Raw genomic sequence first — 23,526 nt, 5'->3', positions numbered from 1 at the left:
AACGTTTCCTGCTCTTTCTATTCCTGAGGTTGAACTTCTATTTTGCCATGTTCTACACTAAACATCTTGCTATTTGCATCTATCATATCATTAACTTGCTCAGGTGTAATGGCACTGACAAACACTTGTGCTTGTGTAGCTTTGAGACGGGTTGCCAGTAATTGGCGACGGCCGGCATCAAGTTCAGAAGCAAAATCATCCAGTAGATACAGGCATTGTTGCCCGCTCTGACGGGTGAAAAACTCACCCTGCGCTAACCGTAATGCACACATAAGCAGCTTCAATTGACCCCGTGAAAGCATATCTTCAACAGGGGTTCCATTTGCTCGAATACGCAAATCCGCTTTATGTGGCCCTGAAGCGGTATAGGTTAGTGCTCTATCACGCTCAAATTGGCGCTCTAATTGTTCTGAATAATCAATTTCTTTATCCCAACCACGTTGGAAGGATACCGAGAGTGAAAATTCGGGTAAAAATTGTTGGCAAGTTTGCTCAATATTTTCAGCAATACCTGCAATATAGTCATGGCGCCATTGGCTTATTTGCTCGGAAAGCGGTGCCAGTTGTGTGTCCCAATGACGAATTTGCTCATAACGAGTGACTTGCCGTAAAGCGGCATTGCGTTGCTTTAATAACCGTTTTAAATCTGACCACACTGAAAAAAACAGCGGGTCATTGTGAAAACAACCCCAATCAATAAAAGCACGTCGATATTTAGGGCCGCCATTTAGCAAGGTAAACCCTTCTGGGGTAATCAGTTGCATTGGCAATAATTTTGCTAGTTCTGCAATTTTATGGCCATCAGTGCCGTCTATTCGGACTTTACTATCACCATCGCGGTTTTTGCTTAAACCTAATGAAAGGTCGTTTCGCTGTTCATCTAAATGGCTCAGTTTACCATGAAGAATAAATTGTTCTTGCTCATGGCGAATAACTCGGTTCGCTTGAATGCTGCGAAAGGCACGGCCATGACCGAGTGTATATATGGCTTCCAGTATACTGGTTTTACCGCTCCCATTGGGGCCAATTAAAAAATTGAACCCATTAGCAAGGGAGAGATCCGCGTTTTCAATATTTCGAAAATCACGGATCAATAAACGCGAAAGGATCATAAATACCGATTACAAACGCATTGGCATGACAACATACACCGCTGCTTTACTATCAGCGTCTTCAATCTGCACACTGGAAACAGCGTCGGTTAACAGAAGTTGCACGTTTTCACTTTTTAGCGCATTTAAGACATCTAAGATGTAGCTGACGTTAAAGCCAATTTCCATCTCAGTACCTTGGTAGCTTACATCAACAATTTCTTCGGCTTCTTCTTGTTCTGGGTTATTAGCCGTAATGCGCAATTGGTTTTCACTGAAATACAAGCGCACACCGCGGAATTTCTCATTCGATAAAATAGCCGCGCGAGAAAAAGCTTGTTTGAGTAAATCACAGCGAGCTTCTAAGGTTTTGTCTGGGTTTTTGGGTAATACGCGACGGTAATCAGGGAAACGGCCATCAACCAATTTAGAGGTAAAGATAAAATCCCCAACGTGAGCGCGAATATTATTACTACCAATTTGCAGTTGTAGAGGGGTATCACCGCCATCTAACAAACGCATTAGCTCAATAACCCCTTTACGAGGCACTATCACTGAGTGAGAGGGTAGCGATTGACCAATATCCATCGAACAGACTGCTAGCCTGTGTCCATCGGTTGAAACGGTTCTGAGCATTTGGTCTTCGGTTTCAAATAGCATGCCGTTGAGGTAATAACGGACATCTTGGTGCGCCATTGAAAACTGAGTAGCTTCAATTAAACGTTTCAGTATTGATTGCGGAAGAGAAAATTCCACTTCGCTTTGCCAATCATCTAGGTTTGGAAAATCAGCAGCGGGTAAAGTGGATAATGAGAAGCGGCTACGCCCAGAGCGGACGAGCAGTCTGTCATCATTCAGCTCTACATGAATTTCAGAACCTTCAGGTAACCCACGCCAGATATCAAAAAACTTGCGTGCGGGCACGGTGGTTGCGCCAATTTCATGCTCCCCTGTTAGGGCAACATTGGCCATCATCTCCATTTCAAGGTCGGTTCCAGTGAGTTGGAGGGTGCCTTCTTTTACCTGTAATAAAAGGTTACCTAAAATAGGCAGAGTTGGACGCCCACCTAAAGGACCACTAACCTGTTGTAACGGTTTTAATAACTGCTCACGTTCTATTGTAAATTTCATAGCAATTAAGATGATAATGTTCTGATTAAATTAGAAAAATCTTCTTTGATGTCATGGCTTTCTTCCCGTAATTGTTCAATTTTACGACAAGCATGTAACACCGTGGTATGGTCACGGCCGCCAAAGGCATCCCCGATTTCAGGTAAACTATGGTTAGTCAGCTCTTTTGCTAGTGCCATTGCCATTTGACGCGGACGTGCGACAGAACGAGAACGGCGCTTAGACAGTAAATCTGCTACCTTAATTTTATAATATTCAGCAACTGTTTTTTGAATATTATCAATAGTTACCAGCTTTTCTTGTAGTGCTAATAAGTCACGCAGTGCTTCTCTGACAAAATCGATAGTAATCGCCCGGCCAGTAAAGTTAGCGTTGGCAATCACGCGGTTTAACGCCCCTTCTAGCTCACGAACGTTCGAGCGAAGGCGTTTGGCGATGAAAAAGGCCACTTCACCCGGAAGTTGAATCTCATTTTCATCTGCTTTTTTCATTAAAATCGCGACTCGAGTTTCTAGCTCTGGTGGTTCGATTGCGACGGTTAGGCCCCAGCCAAAACGCGATTTTAAGCGATCTTCCACACCGTTAATCTCTTTTGGATAACGGTCGGAGGTCAAAATAATTTGTTGATTACCTTCAAGTAGCGCATTAAAAGTATGGAAAAACTCTTCTTGTGAGCGCTCTTTGTTAGCAAAAAACTGGATATCGTCAATAAGCAGTGCATCAACAGAACGATAATAACGTTTAAATTCTTCAATGGCATTGTTCTGTAAAGCTTTGACCATATCTTGAACAAAACGTTCTGAGTGCATATAAACCACGCGAGCGTTGGCTTTATGCTGCATAATACTATTGCCGACAGCATGTAATAAGTGGGTTTTACCTAAACCTGTCCCACCATAAAGAAATAATGGGTTGTAGGCACCACCTGGGTTTTCTGCCACCTGCCTCGCTGCAGCGCGAGCCAATTGGTTCGATTTACCTTCAACAAAGTTATCAAAAGTGTGCTTAGGGTTTACATTAGAACGATAAGCAACATCAGGCTGTACTTTGGCTGAATTGTCCCAACTCGGTTTCATTGGGGCTGACGGAACGGCAAATGCAGGTACTTGTTGAGCTGTACGTGCTTGTGCTGCTGCCGGTGCGACTGTAATCGGTTTATTGCCTACCTCAAAGTGTAGTGCAGGCGCGTCAGTTCCACAAAAGTCATTCAATAATTCATTGATATTATTGATGTACTTGTCTCTAACCCAGTCGAGAACGAAACGATTTGGGGCATAAAGTGCCAGTGTATTGTCGTTTAATTCAGCTTGAAGAGGGCGTATCCACATACTGAATTCTGTGGCAGGTAGTTCATCCTGCAATCGGGCAAGACATTGCTGCCAAAGCGAAAGTGACACGTTGGACTCCCCTAAACAAGGTCAATGGAACAAGAAGTACGGATGTAAACAAAGAATTTTCTCGGGCTTACGTTTAATCGCAATGACCCAAAAATGTTTTAGGTTAACTCTTACTTACTGCATATCGCTGATCGATGGATCAGAAATAGACCTGCGATCATACCGCAAAATTAGTCAGAGATCTCCATTCTTTTACACAGTTTTTATGCTTTTTATCCACAGGTAAATGTGATAAGGAACCTCTTATAAAGAAGAAATAGACTGGGCTACCTTAATTTACTGCCATTTTTCCACATGCTGGGGATAACTTTAGACGATTTACTGGAAATATTCTGTATGATCAAAAAATATTTTTAGATCTCTTGAAGATCCTTGCGCTTTGGGGCGGAGTCCGTATAATCTTCCTCCCTGTGTACAGTACAGATGTGATTTTTACACGAAACTGAGGTAAACTTGTTGGGTCATATCGCTCTATTTTAACGTTAATGTTAGGCGGGGCGGGGCAAAAAGCAGGTTTTCAGTCAGTATACGAATGTAATCATTCGTCGGCTGTCACAACATATGTCGGCAAACCGGTCAGCCAGGCTATAAATAAAAGTGGTTTGATTGCGTCATTTCATTGACGTGACCCCCTATGTTTTATTACAATCCTGCCTCTTTCTATATTGTTGCGATAGAGGCACAGGTGTAAATCAGTTTTCACTGGTTGCCAACGCGTTTACTGAATCAGTAATAAATTTTAAAGTTAGGTAGAAATCGTTATGAAACGCACTTTTCAACCGTCCGTACTGAAACGCAACCGTTCACACGGTTTCCGCGCTCGTATGGCTACTAAAAATGGTCGTCAAGTTCTGGCTCGCCGTCGTGCGAAAGGCCGCTCTAGTCTGACCGTTTCATCTAAGTAATAAAGCTAGCCCTCTATTCAAGTGGTTACGCTCGCTTTTACCCGGGAGTTACGTTTGTTAACTCCCAGGCATTTCGATAATGTCTTTAAGCAGCCGCAGAGGGCGAGTTCCCCAGAGATAACAATCCTTGGTCGCCTAAACGAGCTGGGGCATCCCCGCATCGGTCTTACCATCGCTAAAAAAAATGTTAAACGAGCTCATGAGCGAAATCGTATTAAACGATTAGCGCGTGAATACTTTCGTTTACATCAACACGACTTGCCTCCAATGGATTTTGTGTTATTGGTAAGGAGAGGGGTCGCCAATCTTGACAATCAACAGATCACGGAAGCATTGGATAAGTTATGGCGTCGTCATCGTCGCTTGGCTCAAAAATCCTGATCATGCTGATCAGAGGCTACCAACTGGCTATTAGCCCGTTGTTAGGGCCTCGTTGTCGCTTCAATCCTACTTGTTCAAATTACGGAATTGAGGCATTGCGCAGGTTTGGTATGCTAAAAGGGAGTTGGTTAACGGCGAAACGCGTATTAAAATGCCACCCTTTACACGCTGGTGGAGATGATCCTGTCCCACCTAGAAAAACTGATGATAATAGAGAATTATAACGATGGATTCGCAACGCAATCTTCTACTCATCGCTTTGTTGTTCGTGTCGTTCTTAGTTTGGCAGGCCTGGGAGAGCGATAAAGTTGCTCAGGACGTTAAAACTGTTCAAACTTCGCAACAAGCGGATATGCCAAGCAGTGATGCTCAAGCCGTAACTGGCAGTGGGCAAGGTAAGCTCATCACAGTCAAGACTGATGTACTGGATATACGCATCAATACTCGTGGTGGTGATATCGATGAGGCTGACCTGTTAGCCTATCCTGCGACCCTTCATTCGGAAAGCCCTTTCCGTTTACTGGAAACTAATCCAGGCTTTGTCTACCAGGCACAGAGTGGTTTAATTGGTCTTCATGGTCCAGACAACCCAGCAAATAATAATGGCGAACGTCCGCTGTATAGCGCAGATTCTACAACTTTCACATTAGAGAAAGGCCAAGATGTCTTGCGCGTACCAATGACATTTACTGATAACAACGGTGTTGTGTATCAGAAAACGTATATTGTTAAGCGTGGCCAATATACTGTTGAAGTTGAATACAGTATTCAAAACCCAACCGCTCAACCACTGAGTCTCGCTTTCTTCGGTCAGTTAAAACAAACTATCGAGTTACCGAAAGAGCGTGATACAGGCAGCAGCAATTTTGCTCTGCATACCTACCGTGGTGCGGCGTATTCTTCTGATGAAAACAACTATAAAAAATATAGCTTTGGCGACATCGAAGATAAAAACCTCGACTTAACCACCAAAGGTGGCTGGGTGGCAATGTTGCAACAATATTTTGCAACGGCGTGGATCCCGGCAAGTGCGGAAAAGAGCACTTTCTATACCATCGACCTTGATAAAAAATCTGCCATCATTGGTTATAAGAGTGAACCAATGACTATCGCAGCTAACGGTGCAGGTACTTATTCATCAACATTATGGGTTGGTCCTGAAATTCAGTCTGAAATGGCCGCAGTTGCACCACATTTAGACTTAACCGTTGATTATGGTTGGTTATGGTTTATCTCTCAGCCACTGTTCAAACTGTTGAAATTCATTCACGGTTTCGTGGGTAACTGGGGTATTGCCATCATCGTTATCACCTTTATCGTTCGTGGTATTATGTACCCGCTGACTAAAGCACAGTACACCTCGATGGCGAAAATGCGTTTACTGCAACCTAAACTGGCTGCAATGCGTGAGCGTATTGGTGATGACAAACAACGCATGAGCCAAGAAATGATGGCGATGTATAAAGCAGAGAAAGTAAACCCACTGGGTGGTTGTTTACCGCTGCTTATCCAAATGCCTATCTTCCTTGCACTTTACTATATGTTGATGGGTTCTGTTGAACTGCGTCACGCACCATTCTTCGGTTGGATCCAAGACTTGTCTGCACAAGACCCGTACTATATCCTACCGGTATTGATGGGTGTGACCATGTTCGTTATTCAGAAAATGTCACCAACTGCAGTCACTGACCCAATGCAGCAGAAGATTATGACTTACATGCCAGTCGTGTTCACTATCTTCTTCCTGTGGTTCCCATCAGGTCTGGTTCTGTATTATATCGTGAGTAACTTAGTAACCATTATCCAGCAGCAGGTGATTTACCGTGGTCTGGAAAAACGTGGTCTACACAGTCGCGATAAGAAAGAAAAGAAATAAATTGAATTTTAGGTGAGCCTTCTGCTCAGCTATCGATATAATATTAAGGCGGCCATTTAATGACCGCCTTAATTTTTTTATAGGAATGACAGAGAAACATCATGCAAATCAACGATACTATCGTCGCACAGGCAACACCTCCCGGTCGTGGTGGTGTCGGTATTTTACGTGTATCTGGCCCGAAAGCGGCACAAGTTGCTGAAATCGTGCTGGGAAAACTCCCTAAACCGCGCTATGCGGACTACTTGCCATTTCGTGATGTGGACGGTGCTGTTCTTGACCAAGGTATTGCACTTTACTTCCCTGGACCAAATTCATTTACGGGTGAGGATGTGCTTGAATTACAAGGACATGGCGGCCCAGTTATTCTTGATTTATTGCTAAGAAGAATATTAACGATTACTGGTATTCGCATTGCGAATCCGGGAGAGTTCTCTGAGCGTGCGTTTTTAAACGATAAGCTGGATTTAGCCCAAGCAGAGGCGATTGCTGACTTGATTGATGCAAGTTCAGAGCAAGCGGCTCGTTCTGCAATGAACTCCCTACAGGGCGCATTTTCTTCCCATATTCACCAATTGGTGGAAGCACTCACTCACTTGCGAATCTATGTAGAAGCAGCGATTGATTTCCCTGATGAAGAAATTGACTTCCTGTCTGACGGTAAAATTGAAGCAAAACTCAATGAAGTCGTGGCAGATTTAGAACAAGTTCGTTCCCAAGCTCGCCAAGGCAGTTTATTACGTGAAGGAATGAAAGTGGTGATTGCCGGGCGCCCAAATGCAGGTAAATCGAGCTTGTTAAATGCATTGGCGGGTCGCGAAGCTGCGATTGTCACGGATATTGCGGGTACGACGCGTGATGTGTTGCGTGAACATATTCACATTGATGGTATGCCTTTGCATATCATTGATACCGCAGGCCTGCGTGAAGCCAGTGATGAAGTTGAGCGAATTGGTATTGAACGTGCGTGGAAAGAGATTGAACAAGCGGACCACGTGCTGTTTATGGTAGATAGCACCACAACCGATGCAACTGAACCACAAGAGATTTGGCCTGAATTTATGGCGCGTTTACCCGATGAACTTCCGGTCACCGTAATTCGTAACAAAGCGGATATGACGGGTGAACCCGTTGAGTTTATTGATAATACGCGTTATCCGTTAATTCGTTTGTCTGCACGCGAAGAAAAAGGCATCGATTTGCTGCGCGATCACCTAAAAGAAGCCATTGGCTTTAACAGCAATACAGAAGGTGGTTTCTTAGCACGTAGCCGCCATTTACAAGCACTAAATGCAGCCGCCGTTCACCTAGAACAGGGTTATGACCAGTTAGTGAATGCTCGCTCCGGTGAGTTATTAGCAGAAGAATTGCGTTTAGCTCAGCAGGAACTTAGTGAAATTACCGGTGAATTTACCTCTGATGATTTATTAGGCCGTATCTTCTCAAGTTTTTGTATCGGGAAGTGATGACTATTAGCTAGTAAGATAAAAGGTACAGTGGTTAGCCAATGGGTAATAAAAATTGGCTAACTTTTAGTTTATTTATTAAGTTCTTGTTCTATATAATCCAATACTTGATGAGCTAAGCTAGTAAAAGCAATAATTGCTTCATCCCATTGAGTAGGAACTTCTGCATAAACCATAGGACTTACATAGTTATTATAACGCTCTATGAATTTTGGGGTTTCTACTAATAATTTTAGCCCATAGCGAAGTTCTGTAATAGGCGAGTCAACCAGTTGTGTATGTTGATTTCCATATCTTGTAATATCTCCATCAAGTGCTTTTTTCAGTAATTGACTTAAGAATTCAATATTAGATGGTTGGGATAGCTGTATATGAAAAGTATCATAAACATGTCGAATAAGTGTCTCATCATCTTCACGTTGGCCATTTCTTGCGACACTCGCTGTTCTTCGTAGCATCGATAGTAACTTTTCAGCTTGAGTGTCAATAATTGCCGAGCAAATCATGTTATAAATTTCGATATCAGATTCTGTAACATTTGAATAAATAGATTGAATATTCCTAGATATGGGTTCACTAAGAAGGTCTGTCTCTATAAATTCTAATTTTATAAAAGGACGTAAACATGGTGCTTGCCTGTGATCTTGAGGATAACGGATATCAAAGGAAAAATAGCGGTATTCATCTTTAACAGAAGGCGCATTATCTAAAGAAAAAATAGAATTTTGGTTAATTATTTCTTCAATAATGTTTTTTATTTCTCTTCGGGCTGTTTTTCTTGCATTTCGAGATGCTAATTCAGAATATCTTTGGTTTGGAATTAGTTTTATATCAATGTCTTCAGACATTCGATAAGTTTTGATATCCGATTTGGCGAGAGCTGTTCCTCCTGAAAAGATAGCTTGGTGATATGTAAACTGAAAGTTAGATAGGAGTTTAAGTAATTGAACAACATAATAATCTTTTTCAACTATCGCTGGGTTGCCGAGCCCTATGGCATCGGCAACATCAATAAATAAAGAGCTATCGAGTTTCATTGATACTTTGTTTCCCTACCTTAATTTTACGAGTAAATTTAGGATTTTTAGGGATGATTTTAATATTAGAAGGAATTTGTGTACTCTCACCAGACAAATTCATCAGAGATAGCTTATCAAAAGTATAATCAACATTGAGTTTTTTCATTACTTCGATAATAACGCCATCAGCACCACTTGGGTTATCTGGCATTAATTTACCAGTGATGCGATTCACTCTGGCTCTTACATAGACACCATAACCAATTCTCATTAATAAACCATTGTCTGTAAGTTTTTTGAGTATACGGCCTACTTGATCATAATCAGCTATTTTTGAAAAGTCAGAGCGTAGGAAAACAGAACGTTTAGAACGCTTTACTTTTTTTTGTATTCTGTCTTGTATTGTCATTATACCTCCTATGCGCTTTGATTATATTATAATCAAAAATACGACATTTCTCAATGGAGAAAATACGACAAAAATAATAAGTTAAAATGACAAATATTTATTATTTTTCAATTTGATATAATTTATATGATATTGCAATTATTAGATTTAATTTTTAAAAATTAGTTCCTGATACGAAAGCTATGCGTAAACACTGTCGCTTTCCCCTGACGACAGAATCCAACTAACGTCAAATTGGCTTTCTCTGCGACCTCGATAGCGAGGGCGGTAGCCGCAGAGACGGCAAATAGGATTTCAGCACCGCAACTGGCGGCTTTTTGCACCATCTCATAACTCGCGCGGCTGGAAACCAGTACTGCGCCTTGTTGCCATTGGTTGCGATGTTTCATGCCTAAAAGTTTATCAAGTGCTACATGACGGCCGACATCTTCACATCCACCGACTAATTGCCCTTCTGGAGAGATCCATGCGGCAGCGTGGGTACAACCCGTCAGTGCGCCAATTTCTTGCACTTTTTTCAATTCATGTAATGCATTATCGAGGTGCGATAAAGAAAAAGTTTGAGTAAAAGGCAGAGGGGCGATCGGTTTGAAAATTTCGTCAAGTTGCTCTGTACCACAAATGCCACAGCCCGTACGCCCAGCTAGATTACGGCGACGTTCTTTGAGTTCCATAAATCGGCGGCTAGATAATTCAACCTGTACTTCAATTCCGCGGTTGCAGCCTTCAACGATATCAATTCCACGAATTTCATCACCTGACTGTATTATTCCTTCCGAAAGGGCAAACCCGACAGCAAAATCCGCCAAATCTTTTGGCGTTGCCATCATCACCACGTGAGATATGCCATTAAAGACTAAAGCGACAGGATATTCTTCCGCAACGTAATCATTAACGGGCAAATCAAGGTTGCCTTTTTGTTGCACAGTTGTGTGGTTTAAGCCAATCATTTTGGTTAATTTGGAGTCATTTGTAGTATTTGTTTCATACATTAGATGAATTCCTAGCATTAATGATACATAATATTAATTATGGGTAAAAAGAATTTACACCATTTGCCAGGCAATGAACCTGGATACGTAAGGATAACGTTGAATAAGAAGAGTTTACCTGATTATCGCGATTGACGTTAGGTAAACATGAGCAATGTAAATGAGGAGATCCCCATGCAAGTCAGCAGAAGGCAGTTCTTTAAGATCTGCGCTGGCGGTATGGCAGGTACGACGGCAGCGGCCTTGGGTTTTGCACCCGCCACCGCGTTAGCGTCAACGCGCCAGTATAAATTACTGCGTGCGAAGGAAACCAGAAATACCTGTACCTACTGTTCTGTCGGCTGTGGGCTGTTGATGTACAGCCTCGGTGATGGCGCGAAAAATGCTAAAGAGAGCATTTTCCATATTGAAGGGGACCCGGATCATCCGGTAAACCGTGGTGCACTTTGTCCGAAAGGTGCTGGACTTATCGATTTTATCCACAGTGAAAGCCGCTTGAAATACCCTGAAGTGCGTGAGCCGGGTACGAATGAGTGGAAACGTATCACTTGGAACGACGCATTTGATCGTATCGCTAAGCTAATGAAAGAAGACCGCGATGCGAACTTTATTGAGAAAAATAAAGATGGTGTGACGGTTAACCGTTGGCTAACCACCGGTATGCTGTGCGCATCGGCTGGTAGTAACGAAAGCGGATTTGTAACGCAAAAATTCACCCGCGCTCTCGGCATGCTTGCCGTTGATAACCAAGCGCGTGTCTGACACGGACCAACGGTAGCAAGTCTTGCTCCAACATTTGGTCGCGGTGCGATGACCAACCACTGGGTTGACATTAAAAATGCAAACCTAGTTGTCGTTATGGGTGGTAATGCGGCAGAAGCGCATCCAGTCGGTTTCCGCTGGGCGATGGAAGCTAAAATCCATAATAAAGCCAAATTAATTGTTATTGACCCACGCTTTACCCGTACAGCGGCTGTGGCGGATTTTTACACGCCTATCCGTTCAGGGACTGATATCGCGTTTTTATCAGGTGTTATCAAATATTTACTGGATAATGAAAAAATTCAGCGTGAATACGTGGAAGCGTATACCAACGCCAGTTTAGTTATTCGTGAAGATTATGGGTTTGATGATGGCCTGTTTACAGGTTATGACGAAGAAAAACGTCAATACGATAAAACCACGTGGAACTATGAGATGGATGAAAACGGCCTTGCGCTGCGTGATCCAACTCTGAAACACCCACGCTGTGTGTTAAACCTATTAAAAGAGCACGTCAGCCGTTATACACCTGAAGTGGTGAATAACATCTGTGGTACGCCAATCAAAGACTTCTTGCAAGTCTGTGAGTACCTTGCAGAAACCAGCGCTAAAGATAAAACCGCCTCGTTCTTATACGCATTAGGTTGGACTCAACATACCGTGGGTGCGCAAAATATCCGTACCATGGCGATGATCCAATTACTGCTGGGTAATATGGGGATGTTAGGTGGTGGTGTAAATGCCCTGCGTGGACACTCCAATATCCAAGGTTTAACTGACTTAGGATTGTTATCTCAAAGCTTGCCGGGTTATTTAACCTTACCATCAGACAAACAAACCACATTAGAAAGTTACTTAGCTGCAAACACGCCAAAAGCGACGGTTGAAGGCCAGGTAAACTATTGGGGTAACTACCCGAAATTCTTTGTTAGTTTGATGAAGACGTTCTATGGCGATAAAGCGCAGAAAGAAAATAATTGGGGCTTTGATTTATTACCGAAATGGGATCAAGGCTACGATGTGCTGCGTTATTTCGAGATGATGGATAAGGGGGAAGTGAATGGCTATATTTGCCAAGGCTTTAACCCATTAGCCTCATTCCCGAATAAAAATAAAGTTGTTAAGTCGCTGTCAAAACTGAAATTCTTGATTACCGTTGACCCATTGAATACGGAAACGTCGAATTTCTGGCAAAACCACGGTGAAATGAATGATGTGAACCCGGCAGAAATCCAAACTACTGTATTCCGTCTGCCATCTTGCTGTTTTGCTGAAGAAAATGGTTCGATTGTTAACTCAGCGCGTTGGCTACAGTGGCACTGGAAAGGCGCAGATGCCCCTGGTGAAGCGATTAGTGATGGTGAAATCCTGTCCGGTATTTTCCACCGTTTACGCCAACTGTATGCCTCTGAAGGTGGTGCGGTGCCTGAACAAGTTCTGAGTATGACTTGGAATTACTTCGACCGTGATAACCCAACGCCAGAAGAAGTTGCCCAAGAAAACAATGGCTATGCCTTAGTTGACTTGAAAGATGCTGATGGCAACGTTATTGCGAAAAAAGGCGAACTGCTGAGCTCGTTTGCTCAATTGCGTGATGATGGTACGACCGCAAGTGGTTGCTGGATTTTCGCAGGTAGCTGGACACCAAAAGGTAACCAAATGGCCAACCGTGATAACTCTGACCCAACGGGTCTGGGTAACACATTAGGTTGGGCATGGGCATGGCCTCTGAACCGTCGTGTTATTTATAACCGCGCATCGGCAGACCCAATGGGTAAACCGTGGGATCCAAAACGCCAAATCCTCGAGTGGAATGGCAGCAAATGGATAGGCATGGATATTCCTGACTATAGCAATGCTGCACCGGGTAGTGGTGTTGGTCCGTTTATCATGCAGCCAGAAGGGATGGGGCGTCTATTTGCATTGGATAAAATGGCCGAAGGCCCATTCCCAGAGCACTACGAGCCGATTGAAACGCCACTGGATACGAATCCATTGCATCCAAATGTGGTCTCAAACCCTGCTGCACGCGTATTTAAAGACGACTGGGCGCAAATGGGTAAAGCGACAGAATTCCCTTACGTGGGAACGACTTATCGCTTAACCGAGCATTTCCACTATTGGACAAAACACGCCTTATTAAATGCCATCATTCAGCCACAGCAGTTCATTGAAATTGGTGAACGTTTAGCGAATGAGAAAGGTATCAAGCAAGGCGATACGGTGAAAGTTAGCTCCAAACGTGGTTACATCAAAGCGAAAGCGGTGGTGACCAAACGTATTCATACGCTGAAAGTGGCTGGAAAAGATATCGATACTATCGGTATTCCAATTCACTGGGGCTTTGAAGGCTTGGCTGTGAAAGGCTTTATTGCCAACACATTAACCCCGTATGTGGGTGATGCGAATACTCAGACACCGGAATTTAAATCATTCCTTGTCAATGTGGAAAAGGTGTAAGGAGATAAATTATGTCAATGCAATCTCAGGACATTATTCGTCGCTCTGCCACCAATTCCCTGACTCCCGCGCCTCAGGTGCGGGACTATAAGGAAGAAGTTGCAAAGCTTATCGATGTGACGACCTGTATCGGCTGTAAAGCTTGTCAGGTCGCGTGTTCCGAATGGAACGACATCCGTGACAAAATCGGTACTAACGTTGGGGTATATGATAACCCAACAGATTTAACCGCTAAGTCATGGACGGTAATGCGCTTCTCTGAAGTGGAAGAGAACGATAAATTTGAATGGCTGATCCGTAAAGATGGCTGTATGCACTGTGCTGACCCGGGCTGTCTGAAGGCGTGTCCTTCAGAAGGTGCAATAGTTCAGTACAAAAACGGTATCGTTGATTTCCAATCAGAGCACTGTATTGGTTGTGGTTATTGTATCGCGGGTTGCCCGTTTGATGTACCGCGTATCAACCCAGAAGATAACCGCGCATACAAATGTACGCTGTGTGTTGACCGCGTTGAAGTTGGTCAAGAACCTGCATGTGTGAAAACCTGTCCAACAGGCGCTATCCATTTTGGTAGCAAAGAGGACATGATTAACATGGCTGGCGAGCGTGTTGATGAGCTGAAAACACGTGGTTATGCAAACGCAGGTTTATATGACCCAGAAGGTGTTGGTGGTACGCACGTGATGTATGTTCTGCACCATGCAGATAAACCTCAGCTGTATCACGGATTGCCGGAGAACCCGACAATCAGCCCAACAGTGACTTTCTGGAAAGGTATCTGGAAGCCGTTAGCAGCGGTTGGTTTTGCTGCAACATTTGCGGCGGCCATCTTCCACTATGTGGGTATTGGTCCGAACCGCGTCTCCAAAAAAGATGAAGAAGAGGCTTTAGAAGATTTGCATAATGCAATGTCATCTGACACTTCGAAATCAAAAGAAGGGGAGGATCAGAAATGATGCCAGATGATAACGACAAAATTATCCGCCATAAACCGATTGAAAGGATCAATCACTGGGCGGTTGTGATTTGCTTTTTGTTCACCGCAATCAGTGGGCTAGGGTTCTTTTTCCCTTCACTAAACTGGTTTATGAACATTTTAGGCACGCCACAGCTGTCGCGAATTTTGCATCCATTCGTGGGGACGGCGATGTTCTTGCTGTTCGTATTTATGTTTTTCCGTTATTTCCACCATAACTTCATTAATAAAGAAGATATCAAGTGGGCAAAAAATATCGGTAAAGTACTGAAAAACGAAGAAGCGGGCGATGTTGGCCAATATAACCTCGGTCAAAAAGGGGTGTATTGGGTGGTGACTATCTGCTTATTGGCGCTGGTGGTCACAGGAGTGATCATGTGGCGTCCTTATTTCGCCGATTACTTCCCAATCCCTGTTTATCGTGCGGCGATCCTTATTCACTCGCTCTCTGCAATTGCGCTGATTATCATGATTGTGGTTCACGCTTACGCAGCAATCTGGGTAAAAGGCTCAGTTCGTGCGATGGTTGAAGGTTGGGTTACCCGTGGCTGGGCAAGAAAGCACCACCCGCTGTGGTACCGCCAACTTCTTGAAAAAGAAAAGCAACAAAAGCAAGAGCAAGAAAAGAATACATAAAGGTATTTAGCAAACGGTATATGTTTGTTAAAAATCTAAAACCCACAAAGTCGACTTTGTGGGTTTTTTTTTACTATAATAGTGCTTATTTTAAGCTGCTACTATTTTTATATTTAATTTCAATATAAAAAACATTTTTTAGAACTAATCGTTTTCAACATTGAACTGATTTTTGCATTTTAATTATTAGAAATAACTCAATAAAATCGCGGTTATTATTGAATTATTTCTAATAATGTTTTTTTTTACATTTTATTTTTCTATCTATTTGTTATTTATTTGTTTTTTTGGTTTTATTGTTTGTCTTTATTCGATGGGTTAAATAAAGTCTAATTAAGAGCATCTAAATAATACATAGATTATTTGGTTTTATCATTATTCATTTATTGAACAGTAATAAAATTAATTGCTGTATTTTATTTTATTTTAGGGCTATTGAGTTAAAAGTAAATTTAATTAGTTAATTACTGGACATCGATAGTGATATTTAATACAAATAGTTGATAATTATTGAATATAATTTAATGGAGTGAATTGTTATTGTATTTAAAATAATTCAAATTTTCTATTAAATATAATTCATTCCATTCCATATACGATGGCTAAATAAAGAGGTAATACATGGATCTTCCTTTACAAGGTATAAAAGTGCTCGATTTTACTGGAGTACAATCAGGACCATCTTGTACTCAAATGTTAGCATGGTTCGGTGCGGATGTTATTAAGATTGAGCGTCCGGGAGTTGGAGATGTCACGCGTAATCAATTAAGGGATATCCCTGATGTGGATGCGCTGTATTTCACGATGCTTAATAGTAATAAGCGTTCAGTGGAATTAAATACAAAGACACCTGAAGGCAAAGAGGTTATGGAGCGGCTGATTAAGCAGGCCGACGTCCTCGTTGAGAACTTCCACCCAGGTGCGATTGACCATATGGGTTTTACTTGGGAGCACATTCAAGAACTAAACCCTCGCCTGATTTTTGGCTCTATCAAAGGCTTTGATGAAGACTCGCCTTACGCAGATGTTAAAGCTTATGAAAACGTTGCTCAGGCAGCAGGTGGCGCCGCCTCTACTACAGGTTTTTGGGATGGCCCTCCATTAGTGAGTGCCGCTGCGTTAGGTGATAGTAATACGGGTATGCATTTGTTGATTGGCTTACTTGCCGCGCTATTACATCGCGAGAAAACAGGAAAAGGCCAGCGAGTGACTATGTCGATGCAAGATGCTGTTCTTAACTTGTGCCGTGTCAAACTTCGCGACCAGCAACGTTTAGAGAAAATTGGTTACCTTGAAGAATACCCGCAATATCCAAATGGTACGTTTGGTGATGCTGTTCCTCGTGGTGGTAATGCAGGCGGTGGTGGGCAGCCAGGTTGGATCTTAAAATGTAAAGGCTGGGAAACTGACCCAAATGCTTATATTTATTTTACTATCCAAGAACAGGACTGGGAGCAAACCTGTGTCGCTATTGGTAAGCCTGAATGGGCAACTGATCCTGCTTACAATACACCAAAGGCTCGTCAGCCTCATATCTTTGATATTTTTGCTGAAATTGAAAAATTCTTAGCGGATAAAGATAAACATGAAGCGGTCGAATATTTGAGTAAATACGGTGTACCTTGCGCCCCTGTACTCAGTATGCGTGAAATTGCACGAGACCAATCTCTGCGTAAGAGTGGAAGTATTGTTGAAGTTGAGCAGCCAAAACGCGGAACTTACTTGACGGTGGGTTGCCCGATGAAATTCTCTTCCTTTACACCGGATATCAAAAGTGCGCCATTACTGGGTGAGCACACCGAGCAAGTTCTAACTGAACTAGGTTATAGCGCAGATGAAATTGCAGCTATGCGTACAAACAAAGCGATCTAACTTTAAAAATTTGGGAGTGATAAATCGCTCCCTTTAATCTTTCAATCAGTTAATTATGAGGTAGACATGTCTGCTGATCAAACCCAAAACCTGACTGATGGTATGCATATCATTGTCGATGCACTTAAAAAAAATGGCATTGATACAATCTACGGTGTTGTTGGAATTCCAGTAACGGACATGGCAAGGCATGCGCAAGCTGAAGGCATTCGCTATATTGGATTTCGCCATGAACAATCCGCAGGTAATGCAGCTGCAATTAGTGGTTTTATTACCCAGAAACCGGGTATCTGTTTAACAGTTTCAGCGCCGGGTTTTTTAAATGGCATGGTGGCACTCGCGAATGCAACCACCAACGGTTTTCCAATGATCCAAATCAGTGGTTCGAGCGACAGAGCGATAATTGATTTGCAGCAGGGTGATTACGAAGAATTAGACCAAATGAACACGGCAAAACCTTTTGTAAAGGCGTCTTACCGTGTGAATAAACCTGAAGATCTTGGTATCGCACTCGCTCGAGCTATTCGCGCTTCGGTATCAGGCCGCCCGGGTGGGGTTTATTTGGACTTAACAACGGAAGTTTTATCTGCCGTGATGGATAAGGACGCTGCGGATAAAACCATTTTTACCGTTGAAGACCCTGCACCAAGACAAATTCCATCACCTGATTCAGTAAATAAAGCCCTTAAGTTGCTGGCATCGGCTAAGCGGCCATTAATTATTTTGGGTAAAGGCGCAGCTTATGCCCAAGCGGATGACAATATTCGCCAATTTATTGAAACAACCGGTATCCCTTATTTACCGATGTCAATGGCAAAAGGGCTGTTACCAGATACACACCCACAGTCAGCGGCATCTGCTCGCTCATATGCCTTATCCAGTGCGGATGTTGTGGTGTTAATGGGCGCACGCCTTAATTGGTTGCTTGACCATGGTAAAGGCAAGCACTGGTCGCCAGAAACGCAATTCATTCAGTTAGATATTGAACCTTCCGAAATTGATAGTAACCGGCCAATAACCGCCCCCGTTGTTGGTGATATTTATTCAAGTATTGAGTCTTTATTGGCAGGGCTTAAATCAACCCCTGTTAAATCCCCAACGGAATGGCTCGCTAGTATTGATGAGCACAAGAAAATTAATGTCGAGAAAATGGCAGTTAAGTTAAACACTGACACTTCTCCGATGAATTACTTCAATGCGTTACGTGCAATCCGAGATGTGCTGGTCGATCACCAAGACGTTTATGTCGTCAATGAAGGCGCTAACACGCTTGATAATGGACGAAATATTATTGATATGTACCAACCGCGCAAACGCTTAGATTGTGGAACATGGGGCGTGATGGGCGTTGGAATGGGTTATGCAGTCGGTGCCGCTGTAACCAGTGGTAAGCCGGTTGTGGCGATTGAAGGCGATAGCGCATTCGGTTTTAGTGGTATGGAAATTGAAACGATTTGTCGCTACAAATTGCCTGTCACTATTTTGATTTTCAATAATGGCGGAATTTACCGTGGTGATGGCGTAAATCTCCATGGTGACCAAGACCCTTCTCCTACCGTTTTAATGGGCGGCGCTCGTTATGACAAAATGATTGAGGCTTTTGGTGGCATTGGCTATCAAGCAACAACGCCTGCAGAAGTACAGGAGGCTTTGAAGGCCGGTTTAACATCGGGTCATCCAACCTTGATAAATGTTGTTATTGACCCTGCAGTTGGAACGGAAAGTGGCCATATTGGTAATTTAAATCCGAAGTCTGTCGTAAAAAATTAACGCAGTATAACGTTAACTAACAAAGATAACCCTACGCGGCTCATTTTTAATGAGTGGCGTACGGGGTCTTATTGCCAAAAATAGGTGGGTCTTATGGCTGATTTTATGTATAAGATTTTTATGAGCGACCTATTACCTATCATTATTATTATGGTATTAGGTTATGTGAGTGGTAAACGAAATGTGTTTACCAGTGACCAAGCAAAAGCATTTAATAAGTTGGTATTAAATTACGCATTACCTGCTGCATTATTTGTTTCTATCGCTCGCGCAAATCGAGAAATGATATTTGCAGACGCTAAATTGACTATTATTTCATTTGTAGTCTTACTTGTTTGTTTCTTTTTCTCATTTTTTAGCTGTAAATATATTTTTAAACATAGTCGTGGCGAAGCCGCAGTATGTGCATTAATTGCAGGTTCTCCGACAATTGGTTTCTTAGGGTTCGCGGTTTTAGACCCTATTTATGGTGAAACCGTTTCAACGGGGTTAGTTGTTGCCATTATATCCATCATCGTTAATGCCATTACAATTCCGATTGGCTTATTCTTACTGAACCCGTCTGATGCGGAAGGTAAAAAGGGCGGTGGCGGTATGGATGCATTAATATCAGCCTTTAAAGAACCTGTCGTATGGGCCCCAGTACTTGCGACTGCACTGGTACTGGTTGGTGTGAAAATCCCAACGGTTTGGGACCCGACATTTGATTTAATCGCGAAAGCAAACTCAGGTGTTGCGGTATTTGCTGCCGGTCTGACATTAGCCGCGAATAAGTTCGAATTCGATGGTGAGATTGTCTATAACACGTTATTAAAGCTAGTGTTAATGCCAGGATTAATGTTGCTGGCGGGTATGATGTTTAATATGGGAACAGAGCAACTGCAAATGATGGTATTAGCCGGAGCGTTACCACCTGCTTTCTCTGGGATCATTATTGCAAGTCGTTTTAATCTGTATACCCGCACAGGAACAGCGTCGCTGGCGGTGAGTGTACTTGGTTTTATCATTGCTGCTCCAGCGTGGATCTATATCTCTCGACTCGTTTCATAGAAAGAGTCAATGGGGCAAAATGAGTTGCCATGGCGTGAGAGATTACGTCATGGCAGTTTTGTAAAAAGGTGAATTATGACTTCTTCAAAACCGCTTGATGGGATACGCGTTCTTGATTTTACAGGGGTTCAGTCAGGCCCATCTTGTACACAAATGCTTGCTTGGTTCGGTGCCGATGTGATCAAAATTGAACGGCCAGGGGTTGGGGATGTGACGCGTAATCAATTGCGAGATATTCCTGATGTGGATGCACTGTATTTTACGATGTTAAATAGTAACAAACGCTCTTTAGAGCTCAATACCAAAACGCCAGAGGGAAAAGCCGTAATGGAGAAGCTAATACGTCAATCTGATGTATTAGTTGAAAATTTTCATCCGGGGGCTATCGACCATATGGGGTTTACGTGGGAGCACATCCAAGAGCTCAACCCACGGTTAATTTTTGGTTCGATTAAAGGGTTTAATGAGAACTCGCCGTATGCGAATGTGAAAGCCTATGAAAATGTTGCTCAATCTGCTGGTGGTTCAGCATCGACAACGGGTTTTCCTGATGGCCCTCCAACGGTAAGTGCTGCAGCATTGGGCGATAGTAATACGGGCATGCATTTATTGATTGGCATACTGACGGCACTGTTGCACCGAGAAAAAACAGGTAAAGGCCAACGTGTGACGATGTCGATGCAAGATGCGGTACTTAACCTATGCCGTGTGAAACTGCGTGACCAACAACGGCTAGAAAAGCTGGGTTTTCTTGAAGAGTATCCACAGTATCCGAATGGTACATTTGGTGATGCGGTTCCCCGCGGCGGTAATGCGAGTGGGGGAGGACAACCAGGAACGATGCTTAAGTGTAAAGGCAGTGATACCGACCCAAATGCTTATATTTATTTTATTAATCAAGACCATAATTGGGAAAATACCTGTGATGCCATTGGGCGTCCCGAGTGGAAAACTGACCCTGCTTTTGCCACTACACAGGCACGCGCAAGCCATATCCAAGATGTATGGGATGCAATCGAAGAGATCGCCAAAGACAAAGATAAACATGCGCTAACCGATTATTTTGATCAGTTTGATGTGCCATGTTCTGCCGTATTAAGTATGAAAGAAATTATGGATGACCCTTCTTTGCGTCGTAGTGGCTCGATTGTTGAGGTTCAACAACCAAAACGAGGCTCATATTTAACGGTGGGTTGCCCAATGAAGTTTTCAGCCTTTATTCCTGAAATTAAAAGTGCTCCATTGCTAGGGGAACATAATAACGAAGTATTAAAAGAGCTTGGTTATAGCGATGAACAAATTATGGAAATGACAAAAAGTAATGTTATTTAATTAATAACATTAAATCCGCTCTTAATATGATTTTCTAAAAAAAGAAAATAAATATTGGCGGCTATATTTAGATGTTCGATACATTCAAATATAGCCGCTACACTCAGGCTATTATGACCTAAATGACTTGGAATTATAGATATATATTTCCTATTTAATATTTATTTTTATCAATAGCAAAAAATTATTTATTTACTAATAAATTCTTTGAATAAGGATTATTGTATGAGTATTGCTGAAATAAAAAAAAGCAGTAAAGTAGCAGCCGTTGATTTTATTCCTGCATGGGGAGATTTAAATGGAAATATTCAACGTTTAGTCGAAGCGACAGAAAAAGTGGCCGCTCAAGGGGTTAATTACGCTGTATTTCCAGAAACGGCGGTGAGTGGTTATTTATTTTCTGACTCTACGGAATTAGCGCCTTATTTAGATACCATCCCTGGCAAAACGACAGCGGCAATACTGCCTATATTGGCTCGTACAGGGATGTATATGAGTGTCGGTATCGCGGAGCGGGATAGCGAAACCGGGCTAGCCTATAATTCCGCTGTTTTGATGGGGCCAGAAGGCATTATTGGTAAATATCGTAAAATAGGCCTGAATTCTCAAGATCAAAAAGTGTTTGCTCCGGGTAATACCGGTGTTAAAACCTTTGAAACACCGATTGGCCGTATCGCATTATTGATTTGTTATGATGATACTTACTGGCAATATGTTCGGTTAGCTGCATTAGAAGGGGCGCAAATCATTGGTTGGCATTCCGTATCCGACCGTATGATGCCGAATGCGACTCCTGCCGAAATGCTTGGCGATCATTCAACCGTTGCACATGTGCAGCATATGAGTGCTTTTAACGGTGTCTGGGTAATTTGTGCAACACGCAGTGGAATTGAAACCAATCCAATTACTAAAGGGCAGCTTTATTATAATGGTGGTTCGAGCATATGGGCGCCATCAGGACATAAAGTGGCCCAATCTCCAGTGCTTAGCCCGCTAGAGCTAGAACCCGGGCTAAATGGTATATACAGTGCGACAATTGATTTAGATGAAGCAGATACACAACGCGATGCATTACTGGCGAAGCGTCGCCCTGAATTATATTTCCCAACACTCGCTTTTCATCGCAGCCCAACAGATATCAATGCCACGTCAACAATAACACAAACGACGCTTATTGCAGCGCAGTGGGAAAAATCGGTTTCTAAACTAGACTCAATTCAAGTGGGGGAAAACGAGCTTCTGGTGCTTCCTGAGCTTTCCGCACTACCTTATACCAACGATCCCAACATTGTTTTGTCTTATGCTGAAAAACAAGGTGGCATTTTCGAGCAAACATTGTGTAAAGCCGCTCAAAAAGGGAAAGGGTATATTGTTGGAAGCTACCCTGAAATTGAAACGGATAGATTGTTCCATACGGTAGTACTTGCAGGGCCGTTAGGAGATATATTAGCGCGCTATCGTGTGACACATCTTAATGAGCGGGATAGTGGCTGGGCAACAGCGGGTAGTTCTGTGAGTGTGACAGCAACGCCAATTGGCCGTATTGCGCTGGCAGCCGCACATGAATTAGACGTACCTGAGTTAGGGGGGTTATATAGTACGTTACGCGCCGATATTCTTGCTGCGCCAGCGGGTATGCCGAGTGATTTAAAAGTGGAGATTGATAGCCATCTTTTTTCGGTTGAAGAGCCACCGACAGGGCGTGCCGATTTTATTCCTTATGCTATCGCTACATTAAACCAGTTATGGGTGGTTTGTGGCGGGCGAAACGAACGTGATTCTACGTCAGCCGCGATTTATGGGCCAGAGCCTGTCGTGCTTACTCCAACATTGATAGCACAACGAGGGGCTGAAGATGTACGTTTGCAAGCTCAGGTACCCGCTCCTTTTACTTGGATTAACCAAGAACGGTTGGTGAGTGGTCAGCAAGCTATTTGGTTTCCTCCACTAACGCAGTAATGTTTATATCATCCCGTTGTTATTAAAAAGATAGCAACGGGA

The 23,526-nt window shown here is 42.9% G+C and carries 19 protein-coding genes; 13 read left to right on the top strand and 6 right to left on the bottom strand.

The features are described 5' to 3' along the window. Positions 1 to 17: 17 nt before the first annotated feature. Genes recF through dnaA form a run of 3 tightly spaced genes read right to left on the bottom strand, consistent with a single transcriptional unit; the run spans position 18 to position 3,619 of the window. Positions 18 to 1,112, bottom strand: a complete 1,095-nt coding sequence (recF, locus tag CYG50_RS19345; RefSeq protein ID WP_102140053.1) for a DNA replication/repair protein RecF — start codon at positions 1,110 to 1,112, stop codon at positions 18 to 20. Between the two features lie 9 nt (positions 1,113 to 1,121). Next, the gene (gene dnaN, locus CYG50_RS19340; RefSeq protein WP_102140052.1) at positions 1,122 to 2,222 is read right to left on the bottom strand and encodes a DNA polymerase III subunit beta; all 1,101 of its coding nucleotides are present in this window, start codon (positions 2,220 to 2,222) and stop codon (positions 1,122 to 1,124) included. A gap of 5 nt (positions 2,223 to 2,227) precedes the next feature. Further along, positions 2,228 to 3,619: a chromosomal replication initiator protein DnaA gene (gene dnaA, locus CYG50_RS19335; RefSeq protein WP_102140051.1), complete on the bottom strand. Its 1,392-nt coding sequence runs from the start codon at positions 3,617 to 3,619 to the stop codon at positions 2,228 to 2,230. Positions 3,620 to 4,380: 761 nt separating this feature from the next. On the opposite strand from dnaA, the gene rpmH reads away from it, so the two are divergent. The 5 genes from rpmH (at position 4,381) to mnmE (ending at position 8,247) form a co-directional block, all read left to right on the top strand. Next, positions 4,381 to 4,524, top strand: a complete 144-nt coding sequence (gene rpmH / locus CYG50_RS19330) for a 50S ribosomal protein L34 (RefSeq protein WP_042846776.1) — start codon at positions 4,381 to 4,383, stop codon at positions 4,522 to 4,524. A gap of 21 nt (positions 4,525 to 4,545) precedes the next feature. Further along, on the top strand, positions 4,546 to 4,905 hold the full coding sequence (gene rnpA, locus CYG50_RS19325) for a ribonuclease P protein component (protein WP_102140050.1): 360 nt from the start codon (positions 4,546 to 4,548) through the stop codon (positions 4,903 to 4,905). Then, a complete protein-coding gene (gene yidD, locus CYG50_RS19320) occupies positions 4,869 to 5,129 on the top strand; it encodes a membrane protein insertion efficiency factor YidD (protein ID WP_102140049.1) in 261 nt (86 codons plus the stop codon). The genes rnpA and yidD overlap by 37 nt, the downstream gene beginning before the upstream one ends. A 2-nt stretch (positions 5,130 to 5,131) precedes the next feature. Further along, positions 5,132 to 6,781: a membrane protein insertase YidC gene (gene yidC, locus CYG50_RS19315; RefSeq protein ID WP_004906225.1), complete on the top strand. Its 1,650-nt coding sequence runs from the start codon at positions 5,132 to 5,134 to the stop codon at positions 6,779 to 6,781. A gap of 101 nt (positions 6,782 to 6,882) precedes the next feature. Next, positions 6,883 to 8,247, top strand: coding sequence for a tRNA uridine-5-carboxymethylaminomethyl(34) synthesis GTPase MnmE (gene mnmE, locus CYG50_RS19310; RefSeq protein WP_102140048.1), 1,365 nt, complete (start codon positions 6,883 to 6,885; stop codon positions 8,245 to 8,247). Between the two features lie 71 nt (positions 8,248 to 8,318). Here the strand turns inward: mnmE and CYG50_RS19305 are convergent, their stop codons facing one another. The 3 genes from CYG50_RS19305 to fdhD all read right to left on the bottom strand — a co-directional run bounded on the left by CYG50_RS19305 (position 8,319) and on the right by fdhD (position 10,667). After that, positions 8,319 to 9,284: a nucleotidyl transferase AbiEii/AbiGii toxin family protein gene (locus CYG50_RS19305; protein ID WP_102140047.1), complete on the bottom strand. Its 966-nt coding sequence runs from the start codon at positions 9,282 to 9,284 to the stop codon at positions 8,319 to 8,321. Continuing rightward, positions 9,271 to 9,675, bottom strand: coding sequence for a DUF6088 family protein (locus tag CYG50_RS19300; protein WP_102140046.1), 405 nt, complete (start codon positions 9,673 to 9,675; stop codon positions 9,271 to 9,273). The genes CYG50_RS19305 and CYG50_RS19300 overlap by 14 nt, the downstream gene beginning before the upstream one ends. A gap of 161 nt (positions 9,676 to 9,836) precedes the next feature. Further along, on the bottom strand, positions 9,837 to 10,667 hold the full coding sequence (gene fdhD / locus CYG50_RS19295) for a formate dehydrogenase accessory sulfurtransferase FdhD (RefSeq protein WP_102140045.1): 831 nt from the start codon (positions 10,665 to 10,667) through the stop codon (positions 9,837 to 9,839). A 174-nt stretch (positions 10,668 to 10,841) separates the two neighbouring features. On the opposite strand from fdhD, the gene fdnG reads away from it, so the two are divergent. From fdnG to CYG50_RS19255, 8 genes are all read left to right on the top strand, one after another. Beyond that, a complete protein-coding gene (gene fdnG, locus CYG50_RS19290; RefSeq protein WP_102140044.1) occupies positions 10,842 to 13,889 on the top strand; it encodes a formate dehydrogenase-N subunit alpha in 3,048 nt (1,015 codons plus the stop codon). A gap of 11 nt (positions 13,890 to 13,900) precedes the next feature. Beyond that, entirely contained in the window at positions 13,901 to 14,845 is a 945-nt protein-coding gene (gene fdxH / locus CYG50_RS19285; protein WP_102140043.1) for a formate dehydrogenase subunit beta, read from the top strand. After that, on the top strand, positions 14,842 to 15,501 hold the full coding sequence (gene fdoI / locus CYG50_RS19280) for a formate dehydrogenase cytochrome b556 subunit (protein WP_102140042.1): 660 nt from the start codon (positions 14,842 to 14,844) through the stop codon (positions 15,499 to 15,501). Before fdxH ends, fdoI begins: the two co-directional genes overlap by 4 nt. Before the next feature lie 621 nt (positions 15,502 to 16,122). Beyond that, positions 16,123 to 17,373 (top strand): formyl-CoA transferase, encoded by a 1,251-nt coding sequence (gene frc / locus CYG50_RS19275; protein ID WP_102140041.1) that lies wholly within the window; start codon positions 16,123 to 16,125, stop codon positions 17,371 to 17,373. Between the two features lie 66 nt (positions 17,374 to 17,439). Next, positions 17,440 to 19,143, top strand: a complete 1,704-nt coding sequence (gene oxc / locus CYG50_RS19270; RefSeq protein ID WP_102140040.1) for an oxalyl-CoA decarboxylase — start codon at positions 17,440 to 17,442, stop codon at positions 19,141 to 19,143. Between the two features lie 105 nt (positions 19,144 to 19,248). Further along, entirely contained in the window at positions 19,249 to 20,193 is a 945-nt protein-coding gene (gene yfdV, locus CYG50_RS19265; protein WP_004906833.1) for a transporter YfdV, read from the top strand. A gap of 75 nt (positions 20,194 to 20,268) precedes the next feature. Further along, on the top strand, positions 20,269 to 21,525 hold the full coding sequence (gene frc, locus CYG50_RS19260; RefSeq protein WP_102140039.1) for a formyl-CoA transferase: 1,257 nt from the start codon (positions 20,269 to 20,271) through the stop codon (positions 21,523 to 21,525). A 225-nt stretch (positions 21,526 to 21,750) separates the two neighbouring features. Further along, positions 21,751 to 23,484 carry a nitrilase-related carbon-nitrogen hydrolase gene (locus CYG50_RS19255; RefSeq protein WP_102140038.1) on the top strand — a complete coding sequence of 578 codons (1,734 nt, stop codon included), beginning with the start codon at positions 21,751 to 21,753 and terminating at the stop codon, positions 23,482 to 23,484. Positions 23,485 to 23,526 lie beyond the last annotated feature (42 nt).

It is taken from the genome of Providencia huaxiensis, assembly GCF_002843235.3.
In the GTDB taxonomy this organism is placed as follows: domain Bacteria; phylum Pseudomonadota; class Gammaproteobacteria; order Enterobacterales; family Enterobacteriaceae; genus Providencia; species Providencia huaxiensis.
This window is presented reverse-complemented; position numbering and strand designations above follow the sequence as displayed.

Excerpts from the sequence above, each read along its gene's own strand:
- recF (WP_102140053.1), bottom strand. The coding sequence starts at position 1,112 with ATGATCCTTTCGCGTTTATTGATCCGTGATTTTCGAAATATTGAAAAC.
- dnaN (WP_102140052.1), bottom strand. The coding sequence starts at position 2,222 with ATGAAATTTACAATAGAACGTGAGCAGTTATTAAAACCGTTACAACAG.
- rpmH (WP_042846776.1), top strand. The coding sequence starts at position 4,381 with ATGAAACGCACTTTTCAACCGTCCGTACTGAAACGCAACCGTTCACAC.
- yidD (WP_102140049.1), top strand. The coding sequence starts at position 4,869 with ATGGCGTCGTCATCGTCGCTTGGCTCAAAAATCCTGATCATGCTGATC.
- yidC (WP_004906225.1), top strand. The coding sequence starts at position 5,132 with ATGGATTCGCAACGCAATCTTCTACTCATCGCTTTGTTGTTCGTGTCG.
- mnmE (WP_102140048.1), top strand. The coding sequence starts at position 6,883 with ATGCAAATCAACGATACTATCGTCGCACAGGCAACACCTCCCGGTCGT.
- CYG50_RS19305 (WP_102140047.1), bottom strand. The coding sequence starts at position 9,284 with ATGAAACTCGATAGCTCTTTATTTATTGATGTTGCCGATGCCATAGGG.
- CYG50_RS19300 (WP_102140046.1), bottom strand. The coding sequence starts at position 9,675 with ATGACAATACAAGACAGAATACAAAAAAAAGTAAAGCGTTCTAAACGT.
- fdhD (WP_102140045.1), bottom strand. The coding sequence starts at position 10,667 with ATGTATGAAACAAATACTACAAATGACTCCAAATTAACCAAAATGATT.
- fdxH (WP_102140043.1), top strand. The coding sequence starts at position 13,901 with ATGTCAATGCAATCTCAGGACATTATTCGTCGCTCTGCCACCAATTCC.
- fdoI (WP_102140042.1), top strand. The coding sequence starts at position 14,842 with ATGATGCCAGATGATAACGACAAAATTATCCGCCATAAACCGATTGAA.
- frc (WP_102140041.1), top strand. The coding sequence starts at position 16,123 with ATGGATCTTCCTTTACAAGGTATAAAAGTGCTCGATTTTACTGGAGTA.
- oxc (WP_102140040.1), top strand. The coding sequence starts at position 17,440 with ATGTCTGCTGATCAAACCCAAAACCTGACTGATGGTATGCATATCATT.
- yfdV (WP_004906833.1), top strand. The coding sequence starts at position 19,249 with ATGTATAAGATTTTTATGAGCGACCTATTACCTATCATTATTATTATG.
- frc (WP_102140039.1), top strand. The coding sequence starts at position 20,269 with ATGACTTCTTCAAAACCGCTTGATGGGATACGCGTTCTTGATTTTACA.
- CYG50_RS19255 (WP_102140038.1), top strand. The coding sequence starts at position 21,751 with ATGAGTATTGCTGAAATAAAAAAAAGCAGTAAAGTAGCAGCCGTTGAT.